This window comes from Bacillota bacterium, assembly GCA_023511485.1.
In the GTDB taxonomy this organism is placed as follows: domain Bacteria; phylum Actinomycetota; class Aquicultoria; order Aquicultorales; family Aquicultoraceae; genus CADDYS01.
This window is the reverse complement of the sequence record JAIMBH010000018.1, coordinates 17,773-42,500: the sequence shown is the minus strand read 5'-3', so window position 1 is coordinate 42,500 and position 24,728 is coordinate 17,773. Positions and strand designations below refer to the sequence as shown.

Annotated in this window: 24 protein-coding genes and 2 tRNA genes; 7 read left to right on the top strand and 19 right to left on the bottom strand. The window is 46.5% G+C overall.

Translation table 11 applies throughout. The annotated features are described in order from the left end of the window. Nucleotides 1–41 precede the first annotated feature (41 nt). Entirely contained in the window at nt 42–2,486 is a 2,445-nt protein-coding gene (locus K6T91_07450) for a PBP1A family penicillin-binding protein (protein ID MCL6472634.1), read from the top strand. A 106-nt stretch (nt 2,487–2,592) separates the two neighbouring features. On the opposite strand, the gene ruvB is transcribed toward K6T91_07450, so the two are convergent. From ruvB to mutM, 8 genes are all read right to left on the bottom strand, one after another. Next, nucleotides 2,593–3,609, bottom strand: a complete 1,017-nt coding sequence (gene ruvB, locus K6T91_07445) for a Holliday junction branch migration DNA helicase RuvB (protein MCL6472633.1) — start codon at nt 3,607–3,609, stop codon at nt 2,593–2,595. A 116-nt stretch (nt 3,610–3,725) separates the two neighbouring features. Further along, entirely contained in the window at nt 3,726–4,244 is a 519-nt protein-coding gene (locus K6T91_07440) for an inorganic diphosphatase (protein ID MCL6472632.1), read from the bottom strand. A gap of 103 nt (nt 4,245–4,347) precedes the next feature. Further along, a complete protein-coding gene (ruvA, locus tag K6T91_07435) occupies nt 4,348–4,944 on the bottom strand; it encodes a Holliday junction branch migration protein RuvA (GenBank protein ID MCL6472631.1) in 597 nt (198 codons plus the stop codon). Next, nucleotides 4,928–5,440, bottom strand: coding sequence for a crossover junction endodeoxyribonuclease RuvC (gene ruvC, locus K6T91_07430; GenBank protein MCL6472630.1), 513 nt, complete (start codon nt 5,438–5,440; stop codon nt 4,928–4,930). Before ruvC ends, ruvA begins: the two co-directional genes overlap by 17 nt. A 244-nt stretch (nt 5,441–5,684) precedes the next feature. Continuing rightward, the gene (locus K6T91_07425) at nt 5,685–6,437 is read right to left on the bottom strand and encodes a YebC/PmpR family DNA-binding transcriptional regulator (GenBank protein ID MCL6472629.1); all 753 of its coding nucleotides are present in this window, start codon (nt 6,435–6,437) and stop codon (nt 5,685–5,687) included. Continuing rightward, on the bottom strand, nt 6,437–7,003 hold the full coding sequence (gene pdxT, locus K6T91_07420; protein ID MCL6472628.1) for a pyridoxal 5'-phosphate synthase glutaminase subunit PdxT: 567 nt from the start codon (nt 7,001–7,003) through the stop codon (nt 6,437–6,439). The genes K6T91_07425 and pdxT overlap by 1 nt, the downstream gene beginning before the upstream one ends. 119 nt (nt 7,004–7,122) lie before the next feature. After that, nucleotides 7,123–8,007, bottom strand: coding sequence for a pyridoxal 5'-phosphate synthase lyase subunit PdxS (gene pdxS / locus K6T91_07415; protein ID MCL6472627.1), 885 nt, complete (start codon nt 8,005–8,007; stop codon nt 7,123–7,125). A 103-nt stretch (nt 8,008–8,110) separates the two neighbouring features. Next, entirely contained in the window at nt 8,111–8,938 is an 828-nt protein-coding gene (mutM, locus tag K6T91_07410) for a bifunctional DNA-formamidopyrimidine glycosylase/DNA-(apurinic or apyrimidinic site) lyase (protein ID MCL6472626.1), read from the bottom strand. Nucleotides 8,939–9,272: 334 nt separating this feature from the next. Between mutM and K6T91_07405 the strand changes: the two genes are divergently transcribed. Continuing rightward, the gene (locus tag K6T91_07405) at nt 9,273–9,971 is read left to right on the top strand and encodes a rhomboid family intramembrane serine protease (GenBank protein ID MCL6472625.1); all 699 of its coding nucleotides are present in this window, start codon (nt 9,273–9,275) and stop codon (nt 9,969–9,971) included. Nucleotides 9,972–10,281: 310 nt separating this feature from the next. Then, entirely contained in the window at nt 10,282–12,366 is a 2,085-nt protein-coding gene (fusA, locus tag K6T91_07400) for an elongation factor G (GenBank protein MCL6472624.1), read from the top strand. Nucleotides 12,367–12,467: 101 nt separating this feature from the next. Here fusA and K6T91_07395 read toward each other — a convergent pair whose 3' ends face one another. The 6 genes from K6T91_07395 to K6T91_07370 form a co-directional block, all read right to left on the bottom strand. Then, on the bottom strand, nt 12,468–13,415 hold the full coding sequence (locus tag K6T91_07395) for a TPM domain-containing protein (protein ID MCL6472623.1): 948 nt from the start codon (nt 13,413–13,415) through the stop codon (nt 12,468–12,470). Then, entirely contained in the window at nt 13,416–13,988 is a 573-nt protein-coding gene (locus K6T91_07390; GenBank protein ID MCL6472622.1) for a LemA family protein, read from the bottom strand. 218 nt (nt 13,989–14,206) lie between these two features. Beyond that, complete coding sequence (locus K6T91_07385; protein MCL6472621.1) at nt 14,207–14,533, bottom strand: metalloregulator ArsR/SmtB family transcription factor; 327 nt, start codon at nt 14,531–14,533, stop codon at nt 14,207–14,209. A gap of 161 nt (nt 14,534–14,694) precedes the next feature. Beyond that, on the bottom strand, nt 14,695–15,642 hold the full coding sequence (locus K6T91_07380; protein MCL6472620.1) for a sugar kinase: 948 nt from the start codon (nt 15,640–15,642) through the stop codon (nt 14,695–14,697). Between the two features lie 142 nt (nt 15,643–15,784). Continuing rightward, nucleotides 15,785–17,158: a hypothetical protein gene (locus K6T91_07375; GenBank protein MCL6472619.1), complete on the bottom strand. Its 1,374-nt coding sequence runs from the start codon at nt 17,156–17,158 to the stop codon at nt 15,785–15,787. 140 nt (nt 17,159–17,298) lie between these two features. Continuing rightward, complete coding sequence (locus tag K6T91_07370) at nt 17,299–18,747, bottom strand: PQQ-binding-like beta-propeller repeat protein (GenBank protein MCL6472618.1); 1,449 nt, start codon at nt 18,745–18,747, stop codon at nt 17,299–17,301. Nucleotides 18,748–19,003: 256 nt separating this feature from the next. On the opposite strand from K6T91_07370, the gene K6T91_07365 reads away from it, so the two are divergent. Next, nucleotides 19,004–19,582, top strand: a complete 579-nt coding sequence (locus K6T91_07365; GenBank protein MCL6472617.1) for a hypothetical protein — start codon at nt 19,004–19,006, stop codon at nt 19,580–19,582. Here the strand turns inward: K6T91_07365 and K6T91_07360 are convergent. From K6T91_07360 to K6T91_07340, 5 genes are all read right to left on the bottom strand, one after another. After that, nucleotides 19,579–19,761, bottom strand: a complete 183-nt coding sequence (locus K6T91_07360) for a hypothetical protein (GenBank protein MCL6472616.1) — start codon at nt 19,759–19,761, stop codon at nt 19,579–19,581. The two genes, K6T91_07365 and K6T91_07360, sit on opposite strands and share 4 nt — an antisense overlap. 190 nt (nt 19,762–19,951) lie before the next feature. Next, nucleotides 19,952–20,025: transfer RNA gene (locus K6T91_07355), tRNA-Thr, on the bottom strand. Nucleotides 20,026–20,064: 39 nt separating this feature from the next. Beyond that, a tRNA-Tyr gene (locus tag K6T91_07350) sits at nt 20,065–20,146 on the bottom strand. 134 nt (nt 20,147–20,280) lie between these two features. Continuing rightward, nucleotides 20,281–21,297 carry a DUF3048 domain-containing protein gene (locus K6T91_07345; protein MCL6472615.1) on the bottom strand — a complete coding sequence of 339 codons (1,017 nt, stop codon included), beginning with the start codon at nt 21,295–21,297 and terminating at the stop codon, nt 20,281–20,283. Between the two features lie 10 nt (nt 21,298–21,307). Next, the gene (locus K6T91_07340; GenBank protein ID MCL6472614.1) at nt 21,308–21,838 is read right to left on the bottom strand and encodes a ribonuclease H-like domain-containing protein; all 531 of its coding nucleotides are present in this window, start codon (nt 21,836–21,838) and stop codon (nt 21,308–21,310) included. Between the two features lie 103 nt (nt 21,839–21,941). On the opposite strand from K6T91_07340, the gene K6T91_07335 reads away from it, so the two are divergent. From K6T91_07335 to K6T91_07325, 3 genes are all read left to right on the top strand, one after another. After that, entirely contained in the window at nt 21,942–22,874 is a 933-nt protein-coding gene (locus K6T91_07335) for a DUF72 domain-containing protein (protein MCL6472613.1), read from the top strand. A 295-nt stretch (nt 22,875–23,169) separates the two neighbouring features. Continuing rightward, nucleotides 23,170–23,445, top strand: a complete 276-nt coding sequence (locus tag K6T91_07330; GenBank protein ID MCL6472612.1) for a metalloregulator ArsR/SmtB family transcription factor — start codon at nt 23,170–23,172, stop codon at nt 23,443–23,445. A gap of 60 nt (nt 23,446–23,505) precedes the next feature. Then, the gene (locus K6T91_07325) at nt 23,506–24,498 is read left to right on the top strand and encodes a trypsin-like peptidase domain-containing protein (protein MCL6472611.1); all 993 of its coding nucleotides are present in this window, start codon (nt 23,506–23,508) and stop codon (nt 24,496–24,498) included. Nucleotides 24,499–24,728 lie beyond the last annotated feature (230 nt).

Below are 24,728 nucleotides of genomic sequence, written 5' to 3'. Positions count from 1 at the left end.
AATCCATTCAGCACATCTTCACTTCTTTACCGGTGGCATTAATGTTTCTATCAAGGACTCGAAGGGCTAGATATAGAAAATACCGCCAGCGCAGGACCAATATAATTCTGGTAATCTGCGGTGTAGTGATATTTTCTTTGTTAGCAGCCAGCTTCGGCGGCCTGATTACAGCAGCAGCCATTATTAGCAGCCTCCCTAAACTTAAAAACCAGGGCGAAAAGCAAAACTGGCAAACAACTAAAATATATGCGGCCGATGGCACCCTGCTTACCGACCTCTACTTTGAGCAAGACAGAATTGTCGTTAAACTCTCTGATATATCGCCTTACATGCAACATGCCGTAATTGCTATTGAGGATGAAAGGTTCTATAAACACAAAGGCTATGACCCAGAGGCCATAGCGCGAGCTTTTTTGACAGATATTCAGACCGGACATATTGTCGAAGGAGCAAGCACCATAACGCAGCAATACATTAAAAACATGGAAAATTCTCGCGAAAAGACCTTCGAGCGCAAATTAAAAGAAGCTGCTCTTGCGTATCAGCTGGAGAAAGTAAAAACAAAAGACCAGATTCTTGAAATGTACCTCAACACAATTTATTTTGGGCACAGCTGGTACGGTGTGGAAACCGCCTCGCAAAACTTCTTTGGTAAAAGAGCAAAAGACCTTACCCTGCCGGAGGCTGCGCTCCTTGCCGGTATCATAAAATCTCCGAATAATTTCTCGCCTTACGAGCATCCCAACGAGGCTAAACAGCGTAGAGACCTCGTCATAGCTCAGATGAGAAGGCTGAATTTTATAAGCGCCCAAGAGGCAGCACAGGCCATAGCATCACCTGTAGCTGTAAGACCGCTTAGTAAACCCGTAACAATTGCTCCGTATTTCGTCGATTACGTAAAGCAGCAGCTTATCGATAAATACGGTGAGAATGTGGTATTTAAAGGAGGACTCAGAGTCTACACAACGATTGATTTAAAAATGCAGCAGTACGCCGAGTCTGCCGCCTGGTCTACCCTTAATCTGCCAAATGACCCATCGGCTGCGTTAGTTGCAATAGAGCCATCAACCGGGTATATAAAGGCGATGGTCGGAGGACGCAACTTTGAAGAGAGCGAGTATAACCTTGCAACATCACATAACCGCCAGCCCGGATCGTCTTTCAAGACTTTTGTTTTCGCAGCAGCCATCGAAAACGGTATATCTCCGTACCACAACATCGATTCGTCACCGGGAAGCATCCCAATACCCGGAAGTAAAAAACCATGGCGTGTAAATAACTATGTTGAGGGAAGCGGCTACGGGCCGATGTCTATCCGTGAGGCTTTGGTGAAATCCGTAAACACGGTCTATGCAAGGCTCATTATGGAGGTCGGGCTCGATAAAGTCGTCGACCTTGCTAAGAGAGTGGGGATTAACATTAAACATCCTGTTCCGGCGATAGCTCTTGGTGGGTTCAGCAACGGCCCCAGCGTTCTTGAAATGGCAAGCGCATATTCAACTCTTGCAAATAACGGAAAAAGGCTGGAGCCGACAGCCATAACCAAAATAACCGATTCGGCCGGCAAAGTGCTATATGAATACAGACCTGAGCCTAAACAGGTGATGAGTGAGATAACTGCATATATTGTCACGGACGTCCTGCAGGATGTTATCCGCTATGGTACAGGCACAAGGGCCAGGTTAAACAGACCTTGCGCCGGAAAAACAGGAACTGCAACGGAGTATCGGGATGCCTGGTTCTGCGGTTTTACACCAGACCTTTCTGCGGCAGTTTGGGTTGGGTATCCAAAGGATCAAAAAACCTCTATGTACAGGGTACATGGCATAAGAGTTGCGGGCGGTACATTCCCGGCAGAGATCTGGAACAAATTTATGACGGCAGCACTCCAGGATGTTCCCCACCATGACTTTATCAAACCAGCCGCCGGTGTAATCAGCGTGCTTGTTTGCGCCGACTCAGGTCAGCTCGCCAATAAATACTGCGTGAACACAGAGTACCGCACATTTGCTGATAACGAGATTCCAAAACAGCGGTGTCCGCTCCATGCCAAACCATCGATCGTGGAAATACCAAATGTCGTAGGCTCAACCGAGCAAGAGGCAGTAAATACGTTGGAGAAGCTTCATTTCGGGCATAGCGTAACCTATAAGGCAGACAGCAAGACCCCTAGAGGGACCGTCCTTGCACAAACACCATCCGCCGGTGAAAAAGCGAGGCAGGATACTGTAGTTCAGATGGTAGTTAGCGCAGGACCAAATGGGGCATCCGCAAACCAGACTATAAGGATGCCTAAAGTCATCGGTCTTGACGGAAACTCTGCAAGGCTGCTCCTAGAAAGCCTAGGAGTCCAGGTAGTCGATATAACGGCAACTCCATATCTGCCGGGCAAAAGCAAGCAAAATAAGGTAATCTACCAAAACCCTGATGAAAAGACTGAGCTGCAGCCTGGCCAAGTCGTGACAATATACGTTAACAGAAAATAACCGCATGCAACGTTGGTTCAGAAACCAACAGTCAGAAGCCAGGACCCAGATAGGGCTCAACCTCCCCAGGTCCGCCCCATGGTGAGAGAAATTAGAACAATGTACCTTAGAACAATGTAGTGCTCGGATTAGGATATGCTATTCCCAGATGTGCGCAGGCGCGCTCAGTGATCACTCTGCCACGTGGGGTACGTTGGATAAAGCCAAGTTGTAAGAGATACGGCTCATAAACATCCTCTAGCGTTTCAGGTTCCTCGCCAATTGAGACAGCCAGCGTATTTAGCCCAACCGGTGTACCGCCAAATTTATCGGCCAATGTTTGAAGTATCTGCCTATCAAGTCTGTCGAGCCCGAGCGAATCAACCTCAAGAAATGCGAGCGCCTTATCTGCAATTTCTTTAGTGATGCAGCCGTCACCCTTGACTTGCGCATAGTCGCGAACCCGTTTAAGAAGCCTGTTTGCAACGCGAGGCGTTCCCCTTGAGCGGCGTGCTATTTCAAGCGAACCGTGCCCGTCTATCTCGACATTAAGTATTGCAGCCGAACGCCTTACAATACTGTTAAGTTCGTCGTCGCCGTAGTAGTCAAACCGGCACGTGACGCCAAACCTATCTCTTAATGGAGACGTTATAAGTCCCTGCCTTGTCGTTGCCCCAACAAGGGTAAAACGAGGCAGTTCGAGACGGAGCGACCTTGCTGATGGGCCCTTACCGATAATAATGTCGAGCTCAAAATCCTCCATTGCCGGATAAAGTATCTCTTCCACCTGGCGGTGAAGCCGGTGTATCTCGTCGATAAATAAAACATCATTTGGTTGCAGGTTGGTTAATATTGCAGCTAAGTCCCCGGCACGTTCGATTGCAGGACCAGACGTCACTTTAATCCCGACTCCCAACTCATTTGCGATTATTCCTGCAAGCGTGGTCTTGCCTAATCCCGGCGGTCCGCTCAATAGAACATGGTCCAGAGCCTCTCCACGATTCTTTGTAGCTGCAATAAATAATTCGAGAGATTCTTTGACCCGCTGCTGGCCGATAAACTCTCCAAGCCTCTTTGGCCTGAGAGTCCGCTCGTAATCTATGTCTTCTGAGATAAAAGATGTAGTTAGAACTCTGTCTTCCATGTTTAATCCTTATCTAATATTCTTTTCTTATAGCCATCAGCACTTGAGCTATCAGTTATCAGCTAAAAACTAGATTCCTAATGCTGTTGTCTTAAAAGCTGATGTCTGATAGCTTTTTAAGAGATTTTCTTTCCGGCCTTTTTCGCTTTATATCTTGCTTTGGCTTCTTCAATCGTTTTGATGGCCGACTCTTTAGGCTCCCATCCCTCAATGCCAGTTATTTTTGCCTCAAGTTCTTTGTATATCTCAAAAAAATTGCTTATCTCGCTTAAGAAGTGGGTCGGCACTTCTACCAAATCGTCTATATAATTCCATATAGGATCGGCAACCGGAACACAAAGAATCTTATCGTCCGGACCCTTTTCATCAAACATCTTAAATAGACCCACCGGCTTTGCCTCAATAGCGCATCCGGTAAATGTTGGCTCTGTTACTATTACAAGAGCGTCCAAAGCATCACCATCTTCGGCAAGCGTTTCGGGAATAAACCCGTAATCCACGGGATAATGAACCGAGGAGAAAAGTAACCTGTCAAATTTAAAAAGCCCGAGCTTTTCATCCCACTCATATTTATTACGGCTTCCTTTTGGTATCTCAACTATTACCATAATGGTTTTAAAATCCCGCTCAATCATTTTCTGACACGACCTTTCGGATTTAGCCGTCAGCTATCAACTATCAGCTATTAACTGACGGCTTCATAATTATTTTAACCAAAACCTGCATGCTAGTAACGACCTAACTTTTCACTAGGTTCTTTAAGGCATGCTTTATAAGCGACTCGACGCTTATTTCATCCACATCTTCGTTGAAACCTTCAAGAGACTTTTTTGCCTCAGCAGGCGAATAGCCAAGGCTCAGCAGCGCGCTTCTGGCCTCCTCATAGATGGACAGGTCTTTTACCTGTTTTGCCGGCAAAAGTCCGGTATCTGACAAGGTGAGCTTCTCTTTAAGCTCAAGGATAAGCCGCTGCGCGTTTTTCTTCCCGATGCCTGGAACAGAAGTTATGAGCGCGATATCTTCACCCACGATAGCTTGTTTTAATGAATCAACATCAAATGCAGAGAGTATGGCAAGTGCAACTTTAGGACCTATGCCGCTCACCGTAATCAACTTCTCAAAAAGCTCACGCTCACCGGTTGAAGCAAAACCAAATAGCTGGAGTGTATCTTCCCGCACATAAGTGTATGTGTAGACAAAAACCGGCTCACCCCTTGCTGGCATAGCGGCAAGGGAATTGTTGGACATAGATACACGGTATCCAACTCCGTTTACATCTATGTCGGCGTACCCGACATCTTTATCTTCAAGTTTTCCCCTAAGGAATGCTATCATTTAACATTCTCCTGGTAACATCGTTTACCCGATACGAGTGCGCGTGGCAGATCGCAATAGCCAGCGCATCAGCGGCATCATCCGGCTTAGGAATCTCATCCAGATTGAGTATTGCTTTTACCATCTGTTGAACCTGAGACTTACTCGCCCTTCCATAACCAACCACTGATTGTTTTACTTGAAGGGGCGTATATTCGTAAACAGGCAGCTTACCATCTGCCGCGGCTAAAAGGCAAACACCGCGGGCCTGACCTACGGCTATTGCCGTTCGCGTATTTGAGTTGAAAAAGAGTTGCTCAACAGCAAAACAATCGGGCCTGTGCCTAACCATAAGATTCCTTAAGTGTTCGTAAATCTGCTGAAGACGAAACTCCGTCGCTATTTTTGACTCAGTCGTTATGACCCCAAAGTCCTTAAGCTTAAAACGATTTCCTAGATACTCTACGACGCCGTATCCTGTTGTCGCGGTACCCGGATCGACTGATAGGATGACCATTTAGAACCTCTCGTGTATGAACGTTATAGCGAATAGCTATATTTTAACTTAAAAAGAGACCGCTCAATTAAAAATTCAAAATCAAAAACTGTAAACCTTAAATAACTTATGGTTGACAATTAATACTGCTGAACGCTGAGCCATGAGCGAGTTATTCGAACACTTGTTTGATTATAATAGAAAAACAGTCAACCGCCAATGGTCGACTGCTCTAATCTTTCACATGGTAACTATAAATTTAAACCTAAGACCCGGCAATCTGCTCCATCACTTCAGGCGGTATATCGAAGTTACTAAAAACATCCTGCACGTCGTCGTTATCTTCGAGAGCATCTACAAACCTTAGCACTTTCTCGGCATCTTCCTTGCTTAGCCGAACCGGATTCTTCGGTATCAAAGATATCTCAGCGAGCTCAATCGGTATGCCATGTTTCTCAATTACATTCTTAACAAAGTTAAGTTCTGCCGGATCAGTTGTTATCTGCCACTGGTCATCTTCGCTTGTCATATCTTCTGCTCCTGCTTCGACCGCCAGTGAAAACAGCTCTTCTTCACCAATAGGATGGCTCTTGCTGATAGTAATCGTTCCCTTGCGATCAAACATCCAGGCGACCGAACCCGATGAGCCGAGGCTTCCTCCGTACTTAGTAAAGATATGGCGGATATCGGCGGCTGTGCGGTTACGATTATCCGTCATAATATCTACCATAACGGCGACTCCAGCGGGGCCAAAGCCCTCATATGTAAGTTCTTCGTATTTTTCTGCGCCCAACTCGCCTGCGCCTTTTTTAATTGCGCGCTCGATATTTTCTGCCGGCATGCTGTAGCTTTTTGCTTTCTCGATAGCATTGGCAAGTGCCGGATTCATATCCGGGTTGCTGCCATTTCGAGCAGCAACCATTATCGCACGGCTTAACTTTCCAAAGAGCTTGCCACGCTTGGCATCCTCTTTGCCTTTTTTGCGTTTGATTGTTGCCCACTTAGAATGCCCTGACATCAGGCCTCCTTTACCATCTCTAGAAAGTATTTATGTACCCGCAAATCCCCGGTCAACTCAGGATGAAACGCCGAAGCAAGAAGGCTTCCCTGCCTGGCCATCACCTTAATATTATCAAATTCGGCCAAAACGTCGACACCGTCGCCGATAGATTCAATCCAGGGAGCTCGGATGAATACTGCTTTAAAAGGACCGATACCTTTAATGTCTAAATCTGCCTCGAAGCTCTCCCGCTGGCGGCCAAATGCATTCCGTCTGGCCTCGATATCCATCAATGATAGAAGCGGTTGGTCGCCCTCGGTAATCTTCTTTGCCAAAAGAATCATCCCAGCACATGTACCATAGATAGGCTTGCCTTTCGCATGGAAGTCTCGGATGGCGTCAATAAACCCGTACTCGACCATTAGCTTGCCAATAGCCGTGCTCTCCCCACCCGGAATTATCAATCCGGCAACTTCGCCCAACTCATGTGGCCACTTGATGATTTTACCCGTAACGCCTAGTCGTTCAATATGTTTTATGTGCTCGCGTACCGCACCTTGCAGCGCTAGCACGCCAATCTTAATATTTACGCTATTCAAATGAATCAGACCTTTATTGGTTTAATGCTACAATTAAAAAGCACCTGACGTTGCGCCAAAGTGCTACGGTGCCAACAATAGCATTATAAGACTCGTGCGATGTGTTACCACCCGCGCTCTTGCATCATCTCAGCTTCAGGAATTTGGCTTATCTCGATACCCACCATCGCCTCGCCCAGATCTTTCGATACTTTTGCAAGAAGATCGGCGTCCATATAATGAGTCGTCGCTTGAACGATGGCTTTAGCTCGTTTTGCTGGATCTGCACTCTTAAATATACCCGAGCCAACAAATACGCCATCTGCGCCAAGCTGCATCATCAACGCCGCATCGGCTGGAGTGGCTATGCCGCCGGCCGAGAAATTAACTACCGGCAGTTTGCCGTTATCATGCACCCACTTAACTAATTCATATGGGGCCTGAAGATCTTTGGCAGCAGCAAATAGCTCATCTTCACGCAGACCTTTGAGCCCTGCGATGCCCTCATTTACCGAGCGCATATGGCGTACCGCCTCAACAATGTTTCCGGTGCCCGGCTCACCCTTCGTCCTGATCATCGCCGCACCCTCAGATATACGGCGCAGGGCCTCGCCTAGGTTTCTACAACCGCAGACAAATGGGACTTTAAAATCCCATTTGTTAATATGATGTTCCTCGTCGGCAGGAGTAAGCACTTCGCTCTCATCGATATAGTCTACTCCGAGAGCTTCGAGTATCTGTGCCTCTACAAAATGCCCTATTCTGGCTTTTGCCATAACAGGAATGGTCACAGAGTTCATTATCTCTTCTATCTTCGTCGGGTCAGCCATACGGGCAACTCCGCCGGCCGCCCTTATATCGGCAGGAACACGTTCAAGCGCCATCACGGCGACAGCTCCAGCGTCCTCAGCAATCTTCGCCTCTTCTTTATTTGTTACGTCCATAATGACGCCACCTTTTAGCATTTCAGCCAGGCCAGTTTTTACTCTAAGTGTTCCAGTTTCGATCATCTATGAACTTCTCCTTCGCGTTGATTTAATTTATTTAATCTTACAAAAGAAAAGGGCAGGTCGCAACTGCAGAAGCTATCGGCCATCAGCTTTCAGCTCTCAACTATTTTTGGCAACTCGGGCAATAGTAAGTTCCTCTCCCTGCTACTTCAGTTTTTACAACCGTCCCCGTGCAGCCATTCAAGCAAGGCTTGCCGGCCCGCGCATGAACCTTCAGGAAATTCTTATAATTGCCCTTTCTACCAAAAAGATCAACGTAGGATATTATTGAGGTTCCCCGCTCTTCAATGGCCTTGGTTAATATACTGCGCATACCTTCATACATGCGCTTGAGCTCCTCATCGGTTAGAGTTCCGGCCCGCCTTGTCGGAAGAACCCGCGCATAAAAGAGTATCTCGTCCGCATAGATATTGCCTATTCCGGCGATAAAAGATTGGTCCAAAAGCAAAGCCTTGATCCTTGATCTTGGTCTTCGCTTTAACATTTCTCTAAACCTTTCAAACGTGAAATCTTCAGATAATGGCTCAGGACCAAGATGGCTGAGTTCTGGCGCTTTTGAAATATCGCTCTCAGAAAGCAGCTTCACATAACCAAAAAGACGGGGGTCGCGGTATCTCAGCTCATAGCCGTTATTGAGTCTGAATATAACTTGAGTTTTCTCTTTTAATGGAGCATCAGCCGGTAGGTATAGGAGGGTCCCGGAAATCATCAGGTGAAAAAGAATAGCCTTGTTGTTTGAAAGGTGCAGTATGATGTTTTTAGCCCTCCTTGCGGCACCGGTTACAATTGTGCCTGTAATCTGTTTTTTGAATTCGTCAACAGGCACTCTTAATACCATCGGCACTGGTACCTCAACACCGGTTATTCTCAGGCCGATTACGGTTTGCTCAAGTTCACGTTTTATGGTTTCGGTCTCTGGCAATTCCGGCATAAAACCTCGCCCACCTTACGGGTTAAAATTAAAAACGCAAATTGAAAAGCAGTGCAGGACTTTAGCCCTTATGCAAGCAGCACAGCTCTTTAGCCCCGCATGCAGCCCTAAAGGGCTGAACTACTTTTTGCGCACTAGTTTTTGTTTGCTATCCTATAAAGGGCTGATTACTTTTCAATCTAGTATTTTCAACTCTCAATTTTCGATTAAACTATACTAAAGTATATGTCCAAAACTGGTATCTAATTTAAGCCAACAGGCGTATTGAGAGACTCCCGTGTTATCCTGTAGCCCTCAGGGTAATATCGTATAAAACATATAATTTGGAGGAAATATGCTGCCTCTTAGAGATGATAATCCTACTCGGCGGTTCCCAATCGTAACCGTATCGTTGATCTTAATAAATATAGCTATCTATGTTTACACACTTCTTTTACCCAGCCAAGAAGCCCTCGTCGAATTTTACAATAGATACGCGCTTTTTCCAAAAGCAATAGTCACCGGCCACCCGGTCACAGCAAACGAAATCCAGCCGGTCTATCTGTCGTTGATTACTTCGATGTTTTTGCATGACAGTCCATTACCGCTGCACATAGGCTTTAATATGCTGTTTCTATGGATTTTTGGAAACAATGTTGAGGACGCTTTCGGGAAGATCAAGTTCCTTGCCTTCTATCTCGTGGCAGGAATTGGGGGGTCTCTTCTCCAGATCGCTATCGACCCTAACTCGTCAGTAGCAAACCTGGGTGCAAGCGGCGCGATATCGGGAGTACTTGCCGCTTATCTTGTACTTTTTCCGAGCGCACGGATTTTGACGGTCGTCCCTATCATTTTCTTTTTTGAACTTGTTCGCCTTCCGGCAATTATTGTAATTGGATTTTGGTTCTTACTACAGATCTTATCGGCCTTCTTAAGTACACCGGGCGGTGGCGGAGTCGCTTATTTCGCTCACATTGGTGGGTTTATAGTTGGATTTCTCCTAACGCTTCTCTGGCCCGGACGAAGGCGTCGGAACCGGCAATTTTACTATTGACCTTAATTTCGTTTTAAAGTCTTGATTTGTGCAGCAGGATTATTCCTGTATAATAGTAGCGAAGTTTTTCTGTGTTCTCGTGGATTAACTTGTAAGGTTCGCAGCCTTAAAACTTAGTTGATCTTCGCTCTACTTTAATCCCGAGCCTGCAAGTCTTTGATTTAAGAAGCAGTTAGTTATCAGCAGCCAACTTCAGCTATTTGTTTCGTATTTAAATACGATTACTAAAACTAAAGCTGACGGCTGATAGCTTAGAATTAAATAATCTTTTAAAGCTCTCAGAACGAGAGGCTAAGGGGAGGAGATTTTATTGAAAAAATATGCGCCGGCAAACATTCGAAACTTAGCTTTAATTGGACACGGCGGAAGCGGCAAAACTACACTTACCGAGGCTATGCTTTTTACCACCGGAACAGTTAGTCGATTTGGCAAGGTTGATGAGGGCAATACTGTAAGCGATTACGACCCGGAAGAGATCAGAAGAAAATTCTCGATCAACGCCTCCCTTGCACCCTTTGAATTCAACAATCACAAGATAAACATTATTGATACTCCAGGTTATGCCGATTTTATCGGCGAAGTCTACGGGGCACTGCGTGCCGTGGATATTGCAGCAGTTGTGGTCGATGCTGTAGCGGGCGTCGAGGTTCAAACTGAGAGAACCTGGGCAATTGCCGACGAGTATCACCTTGCCAAGCTGGTCATCGTCAATAGAATGGACAAAGAACACGCAAACTTCAGCGAAACGCTTCGCGTATTGCAGGAAATTTACAGTGACAAAGTCACCCCGCTTCAGCTTCCCATTGGAAGCGAATCAAGCTTTAAAGGCGTTGCAGATGTAATAAAACAAAAGGCCTATATAACAGAGGGCGCAAAAACCTCGGTCGAGGACATCCCCGCCGACATGGCCGACGAAGTGGCATCGGCCCGCGAGGCATTGGTCGAACGCATTGCAGAAAGCGATGACGCCCTGATGGAAAAGTATCTTGAAGAAGGCGAGCTCTCCGAAAAAGAAATTATGTCCGGATTAAAAGCCGCAATTGCATCAGGACAGGTTATTCCAGTAACATGCACGGCAGCCTTCACTGCTGTTGGCGTTGAGGGGCTTCTCAATGCAATAGTCGATTATCTGCCTTCGCCGGTGGATAAAGGTGTGGTCAAGGGAATTGACCCGAAGAGCGAACAGGATGTTGAAGTTAAACCATCAGATTCCGAGCCGCTTGCAGCATTTGTATTTAAGACCGTAGCTGACCCATACGTAGGAAAGCTAAGCTACTTTAGAGTCTTCTCGGGCAATCTCAAAGCCAACTCGACGGTAGTTAACGTAAGCAGGGGCAAGAAGGAAAGAGTCGGCCACGTATTTGTCGTCCGGGGAAAAACCCAGGAGGATGTGTCCGATATACCTGCTGGTGATATCGGTGCTGTTGCAAAACTCGCCGAAACAATGACCGGTGATACCCTAAATGAAGAAGGTAAAACGCCGGTTATGTTCCCAGCCATCAAGTTCCCCGAGCCGGTTATATCAGTAGCAGCGGCGGCAAAGACCAAGGCAGACGAGGAGAAACTCGGTACATCGCTTAACAGAATCGCTGAAGAGGACCCGACCCTAACTGTCAGAAGAGATACCGAGACCCGCCAAACTGTTATATCTGGTATGGGCGACATGCATCTTGATGTCATAACTGAGAGATTAAAAAGAAAGTTCGGTGTAGAGGCAGAACTCTCAGCACCGCGTATACCATATAAAGAAACAATTAAAGGAAGCGCGTCTGTTCAGGGACGCCACAAGAAACAGTCCGGTGGGCGCGGCCAGTTCGGCGATGTTTGGATTAAAATCGAGCCATTACCCAGAGGCGGAGGCTTTGAGTTCGTCGACCAGATCGTTGGCGGCGTCGTTCCACAGCAATACCGCCCGGCGGTTGAAAAAGGTATCAAAGAGACCATGGAGCAGGGTATCCTGGCGGGCTATCCCATCGTCGATGTTAAGGTAACACTATATGACGGCTCGTATCATGCAGTTGATTCATCCGAGATGGCGTTTAAAATAGCGGGTTCACTTGCCATGAAGAAGGGTTTCATGGAAGCCAAGCCGGTTCTTCTAGAACCGATTATGAAAGTTGAGGTTGTAGTTCCCGAGCAATATATGGGAGATGTTATCGGCGACCTATCAAGCCGCAGAGGCAAGCCGCTTGGCTCAGAGTCACGCGGCCGAAATGTGGCAATCAGCGCACTTGTTCCGCTCGCCGAAATGGCAACCTATGCAAGCACCCTTCGCTCGATAACCTCGGGTCGCGGTGCTTACCATATGGAGTTTGACCACTACGAGGAAGTCCCAACAGATACTGCAAAGAAGATCATCGAAGAATACGAAAAAGCTAGAGCCGCAAGCTCATAAGTTTGGCAGCTGGAGAGACATGCTAAAAGAGTCGGCCACTGTGACCGACTCTTTTTGTTTCTGCTAACTTTTTAACAGCTATATCTTAATGTTGCCATCTATTACCACCCACCGCTGGCGCCGCCGCCGCCGCTTCTGCCGCCGCCGAAACCGCCAAAACCACCGCTAGATCCGCCGCCAAAACCGCCGCCGGGACCCCATCCACCGCCGGCCCACCAGGGAATATGGCTATCTTCTCTCCCCTCGCGCTGCCGTCTCTTATGCTCCTCATAAGCACGAGAAACAATAAAATCAAATAGAAGCCCAAGCGGTGTCAGGATGGCAACTAATATCACGCCTATCACCACTGAGAAGACCATAACCAGAAGGCCAACGATTGCCCCCAGCACGCCACCAAGCCACCAGCTTTTAGTGCGCCCAAGAACTGCAACAAGCCATTGAAAAGCGCTAAGCACCAAAAAGATTCCAAGGTACATGAGCCAACCGAGGTCACGTGCCGGTACATGAACGGGGTTTTCGTCCGTTCCCCCGGACCCGGTTACTGCTCCATTTGCAGACAGCACCCCTATAATCGCATCAACGCCAGACACAAAACCCTCATCAAATTGTCCAGCTTTAAACCTGGGTGAAACTATATTCGTAACAATATCATAGGCCTGGGCATCGGTAAGCTCCGGCTCAAGGCCATAGCCAACTTCAATCCTTATCTTGCGCTCATTCTTAGCTACGAGAAATAATACACCGTTATCTTGCCCTTTCTTGCCAATCTCCCACTTCTCAAAAAGCCGGACTGCAAAATCCTCAACAGTCGTTCCCTGTAAATTAGGTACTGTAACTACAGCTATTTCGTTTCCCGTCCTTGCCTCGTAAGACTTTAATTTATCCTCAAGACTGCTTCTCGTCTGTTGTGAAAGCATACCGGCAAAGTCATTGACGTAGCCGGACGGCTGCGGCAGGTCAAGCGCTGCTTTAGCAGCGCTTGACCAACCCATAAAGAAAAGAAGAGCAATTATGACAATAATGATTAACTGTTTCTTACTTCTAATCATTTAACTATTTCCCAGATCTACCTTTGGGGCTTTCTCAGCTTCAGTCTGGCTCTTAAACAAAGGTTTCTCCTTAAATCCAAACATGCCGGCAAACACCACACCGGGAAAGCGTGAGATGCTGGTATTATAATCCGTCGCAGCATCATTATATCTTCTGCGCTCAACAGATATGCGATTTTCAGTTCCCTCAATCTGAGCCATGAGTTGTTGTACTGTCGCGTTGGACCTGAGCTGTGGATAATTCTCTACTATGACCAGGAGTCGAGATAGTGCAGATTCCATCTGGTTCGCCGCGGCTACCTTCTGTGCAGGTGTCGACGCCCCGGAATAGCGCGCCCGGGCGTCGGCGATCTCACCAAACACTTTTTGTTCTTGTTTTAGAGTGCCTTTTGTCGCCTCAACAAGATTCGGTATCAAATCAAACCTTCGCTGGTATTGGGTCTCTACCTGAGCCCATTGGTTATCGACCGCACGGCTTTTACTTATAAACGAGTTATAATATCCACCCATAACAATGCCAACGACTACTAAGACTAATACTACTGCGCCAATGGCAATTAGGCCTTTTCTCATCTTTCGCTCTCCCTTAATAATATTTGCCGACATAAAGCGTTGGTTTACACCTCATGGCATTAAACCAACGCTTTATCGGTTTGCTATCTATTGAATTATAAGCAAAGCTATTGGAATTGGAGCCTTTTTACGTCTTGCTCAGGACCACATTCTTTTACCTTCGCAGCAATGCGCGACAGCACGCAGCATGTATCTTTTTCTTAACAAAGGGGCACCTCCTACTCCAGAGATTGTTCGTCTACATCTGAACCACTAAAAAGATCTGAGCAACATGAAAACATACTGAAATAGCTCGTACAACATTCTCTCATATGACGATCGTTGATAGAATAATACACCTGCTGACCTGCCCGTTCCGCTAGCACCAAGTCCGCGTTTCTCAGCATAGCCAGGTGTTTTGACACCGTGGGCTGAGAAACCCTCAAACCGCGCACAAGATCACTAACACACATCTTCTCTCTTTTTTCAAGCAAAGACAAGATTTTTTGTCTTGTCGGATCGGACATAGCCCGGAAGAATAGAGTTCTTGTATTTTTCGTGCTCATACCTGCTCCTATACGCATATGTACATATGCCTATATTGGAATATTATACGTTTCGAGGGCTTGCCTGTCAAGATGAACAAGTTCAGAAGCTAAAACCCAGAGCTTCGCCCACGGGCAAGAAAATCCTGGCCTTTGGTGAATGGCCCCTGGTGGATTATCTTTTATGCAGCTTCAAAAACCCGATAAACATCATCATGGCCTGGCATTGAGGCAATCGATCCGCGACCGGTCATTTTTAAACCCGCCATAATGCTCCCTAGCTGTGCGGCCAGAAATATATCGAAGCCCCTGGCAAGTCCGTGTAGAAAAGCTCCGCAAAACGCATCAGCAGCACCTGTTTTATCTACTACCTTATCTACCTTAAGCGCCTCGACCTTGCCAATTACTCCTGAGTGCCTCTCGCCGATAATATGTCCATCCCTGCCGAGGTTTAATGCAACAACCCGGATACCCTGCTGCCAGAGTGCCCTTATGAGCTCTTCCGGGTCTTCAATGCCCACTATTTTACCAGACTCAAAAGGATGTTCTAAAAATATAATGTCAATAAAGGGTAAGACTTCCTGGAAAGCCTTTTTAGCCTCCTCTATTGACCAAAGGTGCGCTCTAAAATTAGGTGCATATGATACATCACCGGTTTTGTTCTCTTTAACCAGCCGGCAGGCTTCAAAAACTGCATCCCTGCAGCTATTCGATATACCCTGACTTATCCCTGTAATAAAAAGATACCTTGCAGCAGCCAAATACTCGGTATCGATATCGTCAACCGATAAGGTCGAAGCAGCACTGCCCTGGCTGTAATATGCGTAGTCGTACCCGCCTCCCTCAAATGCCGACACAAAATAAACACCGTTTTTTAATCCGGGGATAATTTTTACTAGGGATAAATCAATTCTTTCATTAAGCCATCCCTGAAGAAGGAAAGGTGCAAAATCATCCTCCCCAACTCTCGTAAGGTAGCCGGTCCTAGACCCCAACCTCGATGCCGCCACTAAGGTATTCAAGGTATCTCCTCCATAAGATTTATGGAAAAGGTCGGCTTCTACAAAAGACTTATCGCTATAGAATTCCACCATGCATTCTCCAATAGAAACTATATCAAATTCAGGCATGACACTCTCCTGTATGTATTTAATAAAAGGAAGGACCACCGGCCAGATATGGCTTTCGGTTTTGTTCCCATACTAATTTTGATGTAAACGGAGTTTTAACCGGTAGTTATTTGCAAAATTAGCAGGAGCATCTTTTACAACCTTATGGGAGACCTTTTATGAAGGTTTCTTTAGAGGCGGGATTCCATACGGCTGAATTATGGCAATCAAGACAAACCGAGTCGAGGTCTTGCGCTGGACTTGGTGTAAGCGATACCTTCTCAACTGAGAACCTTCTGAGTTGGCCGACCCTGATTTCTCGACCATCATAGTCGATACCAAACAGCTCGTCCTTTAGCATTTTCCATCCCAGCGTGCGGTGGGGCCAGGAAATACCTAGGCTTATACAATCAGGTGAAACATTGAGGTCAGCCATGGCATTCTTCTGCTTACCTGAGTCAGCCTTACCCGAGCCAGCAGAGCCTGAATCAGAGTCATCCATTAGTCCTTCAACACCGCTTGCCTTCTTTATTTTTGACAGTGCATGGCAGATATCACAGTCACTGCTTCCGCTATGGCAGCTCCTGCAATCCGGTCCATGATTGAGCCCGTCCTCCGGATCGAATATAGTCTCTTTCTGGCAACGCTCGGGCCGTGCATCGTGCGCGCTGGCCCTCACATAAGCGTCAAGACCGGATTTGCCGCGCAGCGCGCTATCCTCCGAAAAGACAAGATTTACAGTATCATGCAGCCCAACATTTCCATCATGGCAGTCAACGCACATTCTATTTATCACATTTAGCCGCTCCTCTGGGGAACTTATCTGAAGCGACTCATAGCTATCCCAATTTATCGAAATTGTATTGGTCGGATACTGAAGCGTACTTGAGTAATTTCCTTCGTAGCTATCGGGAATCTCAAGCCCTGTTCGCCTGTCGACCTCCCGGTCTGGATTCAACTTTAAAATCGTCTTCGGGCTACTATCAAGTGCACGGGAAAACAGGGTAATCTTTTCTGAATGACTAAATGTTTGGTTCTTGTAATTATGGGCAGGGTGGCAATCCAGACAGGACATTCCACCCCGCCAATACTTGGGTGTAAAGGCTGGGTAAGTATCATCAGGTGATTGCCACTTACCTGTATCTACACCAAACCCGCGGCTGTGACCTACGCTGCGCTCGGCCATGCTCATGTCGTCGTTGTCCAGGCTGACTGCACACATAGATGCCGCACCTTCGCTGTGACACCAGTCGCAGGCTTCATCACTGTTTCCAACTACCGATATTGTATTGTACCCGCCGATATTATCAATATTATGACATTCCTTGCACCTTGAAGGTGCAGAAACATAGACTCCATTAAGGTCTGCTTTAGCATTTTCTAAAGATTTACTTTCTGTCTGCGAAGATTTGCCGAAGGTCATCAAATCGGCGGTCTGCGTGCTGTGCGTGTTCTGTGCAACAATATTTGCTGCGTATGATATCGTGGTCAGGCATAAATTGATAACGGCAGCTATTATAAGCATACGCTTAACCATGCTATACCCTATATGCCGCCAGCCATAGATATCCGAATTTCAAGGATTCATCCCTTTATTTATCGGCAGGTAAAAGACAATAATTTAGGTCAAAACGCAGGTAAATGGTGTTAAATGGTAATTTATGGATAAAAAGTGGGCTATTTTGTGTCTTCCTTTTGCGTGCCAAGCCTGATCTTAAACAGATATCCGATTCCAAGGGCTATAGCAACAGGCAAAATATAGACAAGATTGGATAAATAATTGGCGGGAGAGGTTCCGCTGCCCTTTGTGCTAGCAGCACTCTTTTCCTTGTTCAGGCTCCTTGTTAGTTCCTTATCGGCAACTGCAGCTATGGATGTTGGGCCAGTTATATAAAATATGCCTTTGGGGCCGATTGAGGCCCTTCCGCCAACTTTCGCCCTCCAAATCATAATCCCCTGTTTGGATATGCAAGTCATTGCCCCTTCTGTTGAACTTACGTAAACACGGCCATCGCTTCCAATGATGGGAGGAATAGTTATAGCATTGTCAACCGTATCAAAAACCCACTTTTCTGTGCCGTCCGGATTAATTGCCTGAACATAACAGTTGCCAAGAATAAAATCCCGCTCCTCTGTGTAATTAAGGCTTGTTGTACTAAATATAATGGTCCCATCCCGCGCAATAGCGGGCATCGTGAGCATCTTGCCTTTTGTTTGGTATCTCCATTTCAGCTTCCCATCAGATCCAACGGCATAAAGGTATTCCCTTTGAACTTTTACGGCATCTTCTTTGGTCAAGTACCCTGCATCCCTGCTACCTCCAAAATACACCGTGCCATCCTCGCCAATAGCAGGTGCGGTTAGCTGATCGGTACCAGGCTCAGTAACTTTAAATTTCCATTTTAATGAGCCTTCCCGTGTAACAGCATAAAGGCTTAGGTCTTTCGCCGTAAAATATACTGTCCCGTCGTCGCCGACTGCGGGCGGGCTATCTATCTGCCCATCAGCAGTGTACTTCCATTTAACGCTGCCGCCGGCTGTAACTGCGTATAAGGTCCGGCCTTCAAGAGTAGCGGTGTACACGTTGCCGTCTTTATCCAGCATGACTCCGCACAATGACTCGTTGCCTAAAGGAACCGTCCACTTAATTGAGCCATCCTTCTCATTAAGGGCGACTAAGTCCGTATTTACAACTGCATAGACCACCCCTTTGCCGACAGCAAGTGGGCCCGATACCCTGCCGCTTGCTTTTGATACCCAGAGAACATTTTTATTCTTGCTAAAAGCAAATACTCCTGAATGGCCTGTGGCGTCTTTCTTTTCAGTAGTAGTCGTTGTGGTGGATTCTTTTGGAGGGCTGACCTCAACGCCAACGAAAAGCTTACTGTCTGCCGAGACGGCAATGGGTGTCGTCGGCTTCCCAGTTGCGCCAAATGCTACCAGCCAAAGAATGCTGGCACTACCCGGCCCCTTAAAATCACTCTGACCAGAATGCCTGGCATCGTGTTGATAAAGACTCCAGCTGTCGGATGCAAAAACCCAAGCCGGAATCAATAAGCTAAGTAGGAGAGCTATGATTATTGCCTTGGCTAAGTCCCGTGCTGCTCTTATTGGTGCATTGATCATATACCTCTTACCAATTCCTTAATCCCTTGATTCTGCCAACAACGTGAAATGAACATTCCTTTTGCAAAGGTAGCAAACCATAGATAATAATAACATAACTTAGAGCCCAGTTTACCCCCTCTGTTATGAAAAGTAGTCTTTTCAAGAAGATACGGCAATGCTAAAAGCTATTTTCATACCCGATTAAGCATCCTGTACATGGGTATTCAGAAAGCAACAAAAATATCCTTGTTTTTGCAGCGAAGAAGGGATGGAGATGGCCGAAGTAAGAAGGGAAAGACATCTTGAGGAAAGAGCCGGGGTACGGGAACCGATTCCTGAGGCAGCCAGGCTTCGCGACCGTGTCCGCTGGGGCCCGATTTGGGCAGGTGTAATCCTTGTAATTGCGGGGCAGATACTGCTGACCTCAGTAGGTGTCGCTATAATTCTTGCAACTATGCCGGTTACGAGTATAACCGGTTTAAGACAAGCAAGCACAGCTATAGGCATCTGGACCGCAGTAAGCCTAGTCGTCTCCCTATTTATCGGCGGATACGCCGCCGGCAGGTTAATGCCAGTAGATACAAGGGGAATAGGCATGGCGCATGGATTGATGGTCTGGGCGCTTATGCTCGCCCTGGTCGGGTTGGTCTTGCTGATTGGATTAGGTATAGCAGCGGCCGTTTCAGGTGCGGCAATAACAACCGCTGGAATCAACATAGGTGTATTTGCAAGATCTGCCGCATCAGAAATAGGATGGTTTACGTTCTGGACCGTACTCGCCTTAGGCGCCGCGGTGCTGGGTGGCTACTTAGGGATGTACAGCAATCAAACAAGCAGTAAGGCGCTATACTAAGCGATTGTTTTATCCGTCTCGCTTTGCAGCCTGAACCTGTGAATTGCCTTTACAGATGCCTGAAGTTTTCTGGCATATCTAACGGCGATTCTTCCGCTGGCTGCCGGATCAGGCATCGCGAGATAAAAACAGCATATATACTTTACAAAACGCTTCAAACCGACTTCAATCTCTGACATAAACCTGCTGCGACTCTTACTACCGTGACCAATGCTTCAATTATTGCCCCATTAATTGAAGCAGATATCTACTAGCTTGTCCAGTAGGCGCTCGCATTGGTATTCATGCTAATGTTCATGCTATTTCTGAGGTAGTGGAGCTGGTATCTTCTAGAAAAAGTTAAGGCCGCCAAAAGGCGGCCTGCTGCGGAGCCTCCTACCGGAATCGAACCGGTAACCTCTCGATTACAAGTCGAGTGCTCTGCCAGGTTGAGCTAAGGAGGCGAGGGCAAAAATCTAAAATTGCCTTCAAGAGCAATTTTGTGGAGGGAGAAGGATTCGAACCTTCGAAGGCTTCGCCAACGGATTTACAGTCCGTCCCCTTTGGCCGCTCGGGAATCCCTCCTTAAGTTTAGGACTGTCCAACAGTCCCCCATAAAGAAAAGCTGTGCCAAACGCCACAGCTTTGCACCCTCAACAGCGAGTAAAATTATAGCATACGAAACTTCAAATGGCTATATTCTATGCTTCGTTAAAAATCTAGGGTAAATTCGCGGTAACCCTCATGTTTTCAGCAACAATCTCCACCCATGTTTGTCCACGGTTTAGCTTGATTGTGTTACCATCTGAATCCTTATAGAGAAACGGCTCTGATTCGGATGGCCTTATCCAGCGGCCTTCTATACGCCTCCCACCAATGAAAAAGATGGCTCTCCCATCGCCAACAAGATCGATGTCCAATCTGCCGGCTGTATCTATTACTCTTTGCTTAGTAAATTGAACTACCACATTTTTGGCTCTTAGCTGTTCACGGGTAACTGCATCGGTGTGGGCTACACCGTTCATCGAGCGCAAGTAATCGCCGGACACAGGATCATAGTTATAGCTAACTGTCGTCGTGGGAAATGGGATCGTGATGGCTCTCGCCTCTATACCGGCTGCCCTATCTCCATCAAACGACGGCCCTTTGACCCTGACCGGCCCGCTGAATCCGGCGTCAGCCGCTGCGGCTGAAAGCCTTGCGGTAGTTGTGAACAGGTTGTGCGGTGCCCGCCTCGACCGATCGCGGAAGTATGCTTCCCTAAATTTGAACTCGTTGAGGCTTCTTATCTCGCCTTCACTTATTTGTCTCAGCGATTGGGGGCTGCCGCCGGCGTGGACAAGTACCGCATTAAACTGCTTGGCAAGGCTTATAAAATAAGTCCTAGCGCTTCTTACGGGGCCAATGCGATCTGCGCCCCCGCAATAGTAGATCGCTAAAAATCTAGGGATGCCTGCTTCAGTGCTCACTTCATAGATAATATCGGCCTTATCCAGTCCTGATTGCGGCCTAGCCTGCGCTATATTATCAATGCAGACAGCAAACGGCACCCTGTTTGCCCTGGTGCTAACCTTCTCACCCGTGAGCGGACAAGTCTCAGTCCTGCCTATAGTCGTCGTCGGAATTGGCTTGCGCATACCAGGTAAACTGCCGGCCAGGGCAATGTAAAGTAGCAATATCGTAACCAGAACGCCAATAGTAATAGCAACAATTATAAGGGAGTCTTTCCTTCGCATTTTAGGTCGCCTAAACAAGCCTTATATAAGATTTTACAGGCACCTCATCTAAGCCTGTATCCTGTCTCTTTTTGTACCCATTTTTAAGGCGGTCCTCTAGAAGTATAAGGTTTAAAGTGTCTTCGCGATTGTACACAAGCAGCCTTTCCAGCGATTCTTCATCCCTGTGTATACGGTACCTTCGCCATAGTACCCTCGGGTCGTCTTCACCTCGCCCGAAAATACTCCGGGCTATCCCCAAAGTTCTCTCAACTGCTTTAAGTCCTCCCTTAAGATTATGCCTGTGGCAATCATACATAAGGTCGCATGACTCATGGCTCTCTCTTAAGTTTACTCCTAAGTGCCTGTGAATCACCGGGATATCAAAACGATTGCCGTTGTAGGTGTAGATAGTCCTTACATCCTTAAGATAGCCCATGAGTCTGTCTGGCGTTATTGCATCTCCTACGAGATGGATGAAGCTGCGGCTTTCTGCAATATATAGTCCAATGACTGTCAACTTGTTTGAAAATGAGGTTTCTATATCTAAGTACGCTTTCATCTTGCTCCAATCGGATTGAAAACAAAACTATTTTAGCGCACAAGCCATCTATCAAGCAACGACCCGGCAAATCCCTCTGGTATAATAAACACAGGAGGATATTGTGGCTTCTTATTATATTGGAACCTGCAGTTTTACCGATAAGGGCCTTGACGGGACGTTCTACCCGAAAGGGATAAAACCGGCCGAGAGGATATCTTTCTACGCCCAGCATTTTAACTGTGTTGAAATCGATAGCAGCTATTACTCGCTTCCCTCCGAGCGCAATTCAGTTCTTTTTGCCCAACGCACACCAGATGATTTTGTCTTTCATTTCAAAGCATTTGGCTTGATGACTAAACATAAAGTCATGCTAAAAAGTCTGGGCCGTGCTCTGGCTATTCATTTGCCTCCAGGTTATAAGGCACCCTATATCGAAGAACCTCCTCGTGATATGCTTGAAAAGGCTTTCAATATATTCTATAGCGCTCTTAACCCGCTGCGGATTGCCGGCAAGCTTGGTCTTATCCTGTTTCAATTCCCGCCCTATTTCACTAAAAGCAAAGAGAACAAAAACTATATCCTTCAGTGTCAGGAGTGGATGAAAGATAGCCTGCTTGCTATCGAGTTTCGGCATAAGAGTTGGGTAGACAATAAAGAAATCGAGGACACTATGAGGTTCTTGCGTGACCATAATTTAGTTTATGTATCGGTTGATGAGCCGCAATTCGCATCTGGCTTGACTATCCCGCCTATAGCACGGACCACGGCAAAAATCGCTTACGTGAGGTTTCATGGGCGCAATACAAAAAACTGGTTCAAAAAAGGCATAACAGTAGCTGAGCGTTTTGATTACCTGTATAGCCTAGGCGAACTCAAAGAATGGGTTTCTAGAATAGAGGGACTTGCTAAAGATACTGACCAGGTCCACATCATGTTCAACAATTGCATGAACACATACCCTGTGCAAAACGCCCGCGACATGGCCGGGTTGCTTAACGCACTGCCCGGTAAAAAAAGGGTTGAGCTAATTGATCAACGAAGCCTCGACATATAAACTCGGTACCTGCAGATACTGGCTTTAAGTGCGGCAAAGCTATATGCAAGAATCAAGAAAAACATTTCCGTATTTATGCCAATAAGCTTAAAACAAACCTTAGAAGCGTAAATAGCCGGTAAAGTATAAGGTTACGCAAGGACAGCATATGGTGCGCAATTATGATTAATTACACAACAATGGCTAGATATTCCTAATCCGCCAGCGGTATTATATTGACGATTTAGCAATGATGTATTTAAATATTTAAAACTATTTAAATATTTCTTGGGTATAAATCTTAAAGGTGAATGCAATGGCTAGTAAGACTTTGGTGCAGTTATTTAACGCGTTATCCGATGATACGAGGTTAAAAATAGTAGTGGCTTTAAGCAGGCAAGAATCAGATACAAGTTGCCAAATACTTAGAAAGCGATTTAACCTCAGCCAGCCTGCAATGTCGCACCATTTTAAGGTGTTAAGACAAAGCAGAGTCATAAAAGTTAAAAAAATTGGCAGACACGTATACTACTCCCTGAATCGGGAGCGACTAAGTCAATTGCAAAAATTTATAAACGACTTAAACGTTTAGTTTTACCTGCACCTGCCTCTAGCCACACGCAAGAAAGCGGCTTAGAAAGAAGTAATGATCATGAAAAAATTTACGCATGTTATTGAGATAGATAAAAAGCTAAAACCGAGCGACAACGGTCTGCTTGATGCTTACTCTGCAGCAGTAACTTCTGCCGCGGCTAAAGCAGGCCCTGCTACGGTGCATATAAGCCTCGGCAAGAGGATAGAGGCCTGGCCTTTTGGACAGAATTATGTCCAGGGGACCGGCTCAGGCATGATCATTAACAAAAATGGGCTTGTCCTCACTAATTTTCATGTGGTAAAAGATAGTTCGTCAATCATGGTTCACCTGCCCGACGGCCGAAGCTTTAAAGGAGAACTCATCGGTAAAGACCCAACGCACGACGTCGCGCTTATTAGAATCGATGGGAAAAACTTGCCAACAGTTAAGCTTGGCACATCCAAGAACTTACTACCCGGGCAGTTGGCTATTGCAATCGGTAACCCGCTAGGATTTACGTGGACCGTGACTGCTGGTGTCATTAGTGCAACACATAGAGAGCTTTGGTTCAGCAGACAGCAGAAATTAAAGAACCTCATTCAGGTTGATGTTCCAATTAATCCCGGTAACAGTGGCGGGCCTTTAATTAACTCGCGAGGTGAAGTTATCGGCATCAACACCGCGATGGTCATGAGAGCGCAAGCCATCGGGTTTGCAATTGAGATCGACCCAATTAGAAAAGCTCTGAAAGACTTTCTAGCACCCGAGGAAGAAAAAACTCCGCTTGGCATACATGGCAGGAAAGAAGCTGTCAAGTTTGACAGCGAGCAACCAACCAGACGAGAGAGTACCGGTGTACTTGTTACAAATGTCGAGTCGGGCAGCCTTGCAGACAAGCTAGGGATAATGAAAGGCGACATTATTATCGCCCTTGACGGACAAAGAATCGAGGATACAAAGGATTTGGAAGCCGGTTATTCTGCGCTGGCGGAACAGCTTAGTTTAACAATTGTAAGAGACAGCGATATCCATGAGATTATCGTAAAAACAACAGTTAACGATACAGCCTAAAAAGAACTGAAAAAAGTGTCTTCGGTCGAGTTTGGCCAAAATATACCTCCACACCATGAGCATGGTGAAAAAGGGTCTGTTGGAAAACCCGCCCATACGGGCGGGTTTTTCTATTGCCTATAAATATTTAGTCCAAAAAGGGAATACACCAGTAAGAACTTTGCCAAGGTGAGCAACCATTGGAATCCTTTAACTTAGTAGACTTATCCATTATAGTTTTCCTACTTGCC

Bases quoted from the DNA above. Each gene is read 5' to 3' on its own strand.
- K6T91_07330 (MCL6472612.1), top strand. From the start codon at position 23,170: ATGGCTAGTAAGACTTTGGTGCAGTTATTTAACGCGTTATCCGATGAT.
- K6T91_07385 (MCL6472621.1), bottom strand. From the start codon at position 14,533: ATGAGCACGAAAAATACAAGAACTCTATTCTTCCGGGCTATGTCCGAT.
- K6T91_07340 (MCL6472614.1), bottom strand. From the start codon at position 21,838: ATGAAAGCGTACTTAGATATAGAAACCTCATTTTCAAACAAGTTGACA.
- K6T91_07360 (MCL6472616.1), bottom strand. From the start codon at position 19,761: ATGTCAGAGATTGAAGTCGGTTTGAAGCGTTTTGTAAAGTATATATGC.
- K6T91_07450 (MCL6472634.1), top strand. From the start codon at position 42: ATGTTTCTATCAAGGACTCGAAGGGCTAGATATAGAAAATACCGCCAG.
- K6T91_07325 (MCL6472611.1), top strand. From the start codon at position 23,506: ATGAAAAAATTTACGCATGTTATTGAGATAGATAAAAAGCTAAAACCG.
- K6T91_07380 (MCL6472620.1), bottom strand. From the start codon at position 15,642: ATGCCTGAATTTGATATAGTTTCTATTGGAGAATGCATGGTGGAATTC.
- K6T91_07395 (MCL6472623.1), bottom strand. From the start codon at position 13,415: ATGATTAGAAGTAAGAAACAGTTAATCATTATTGTCATAATTGCTCTT.
- K6T91_07375 (MCL6472619.1), bottom strand. From the start codon at position 17,158: ATGGTTAAGCGTATGCTTATAATAGCTGCCGTTATCAATTTATGCCTG.
- K6T91_07405 (MCL6472625.1), top strand. From the start codon at position 9,273: ATGCTGCCTCTTAGAGATGATAATCCTACTCGGCGGTTCCCAATCGTA.
- K6T91_07365 (MCL6472617.1), top strand. From the start codon at position 19,004: ATGGCCGAAGTAAGAAGGGAAAGACATCTTGAGGAAAGAGCCGGGGTA.
- K6T91_07345 (MCL6472615.1), bottom strand. From the start codon at position 21,297: ATGCGAAGGAAAGACTCCCTTATAATTGTTGCTATTACTATTGGCGTT.
- pdxS (MCL6472627.1), bottom strand. From the start codon at position 8,007: ATGATCGAAACTGGAACACTTAGAGTAAAAACTGGCCTGGCTGAAATG.
- K6T91_07440 (MCL6472632.1), bottom strand. From the start codon at position 4,244: ATGATTGAGCGGGATTTTAAAACCATTATGGTAATAGTTGAGATACCA.
- K6T91_07370 (MCL6472618.1), bottom strand. From the start codon at position 18,747: ATGATCAATGCACCAATAAGAGCAGCACGGGACTTAGCCAAGGCAATA.
- ruvB (MCL6472633.1), bottom strand. From the start codon at position 3,609: ATGGAAGACAGAGTTCTAACTACATCTTTTATCTCAGAAGACATAGAT.
- mutM (MCL6472626.1), bottom strand. From the start codon at position 8,938: ATGCCGGAATTGCCAGAGACCGAAACCATAAAACGTGAACTTGAGCAA.
- K6T91_07390 (MCL6472622.1), bottom strand. From the start codon at position 13,988: ATGAGAAAAGGCCTAATTGCCATTGGCGCAGTAGTATTAGTCTTAGTA.
- ruvC (MCL6472630.1), bottom strand. From the start codon at position 5,440: ATGGTCATCCTATCAGTCGATCCGGGTACCGCGACAACAGGATACGGC.
- K6T91_07425 (MCL6472629.1), bottom strand. From the start codon at position 6,437: ATGTCAGGGCATTCTAAGTGGGCAACAATCAAACGCAAAAAAGGCAAA.
- ruvA (MCL6472631.1), bottom strand. From the start codon at position 4,944: ATGATAGCATTCCTTAGGGGAAAACTTGAAGATAAAGATGTCGGGTAC.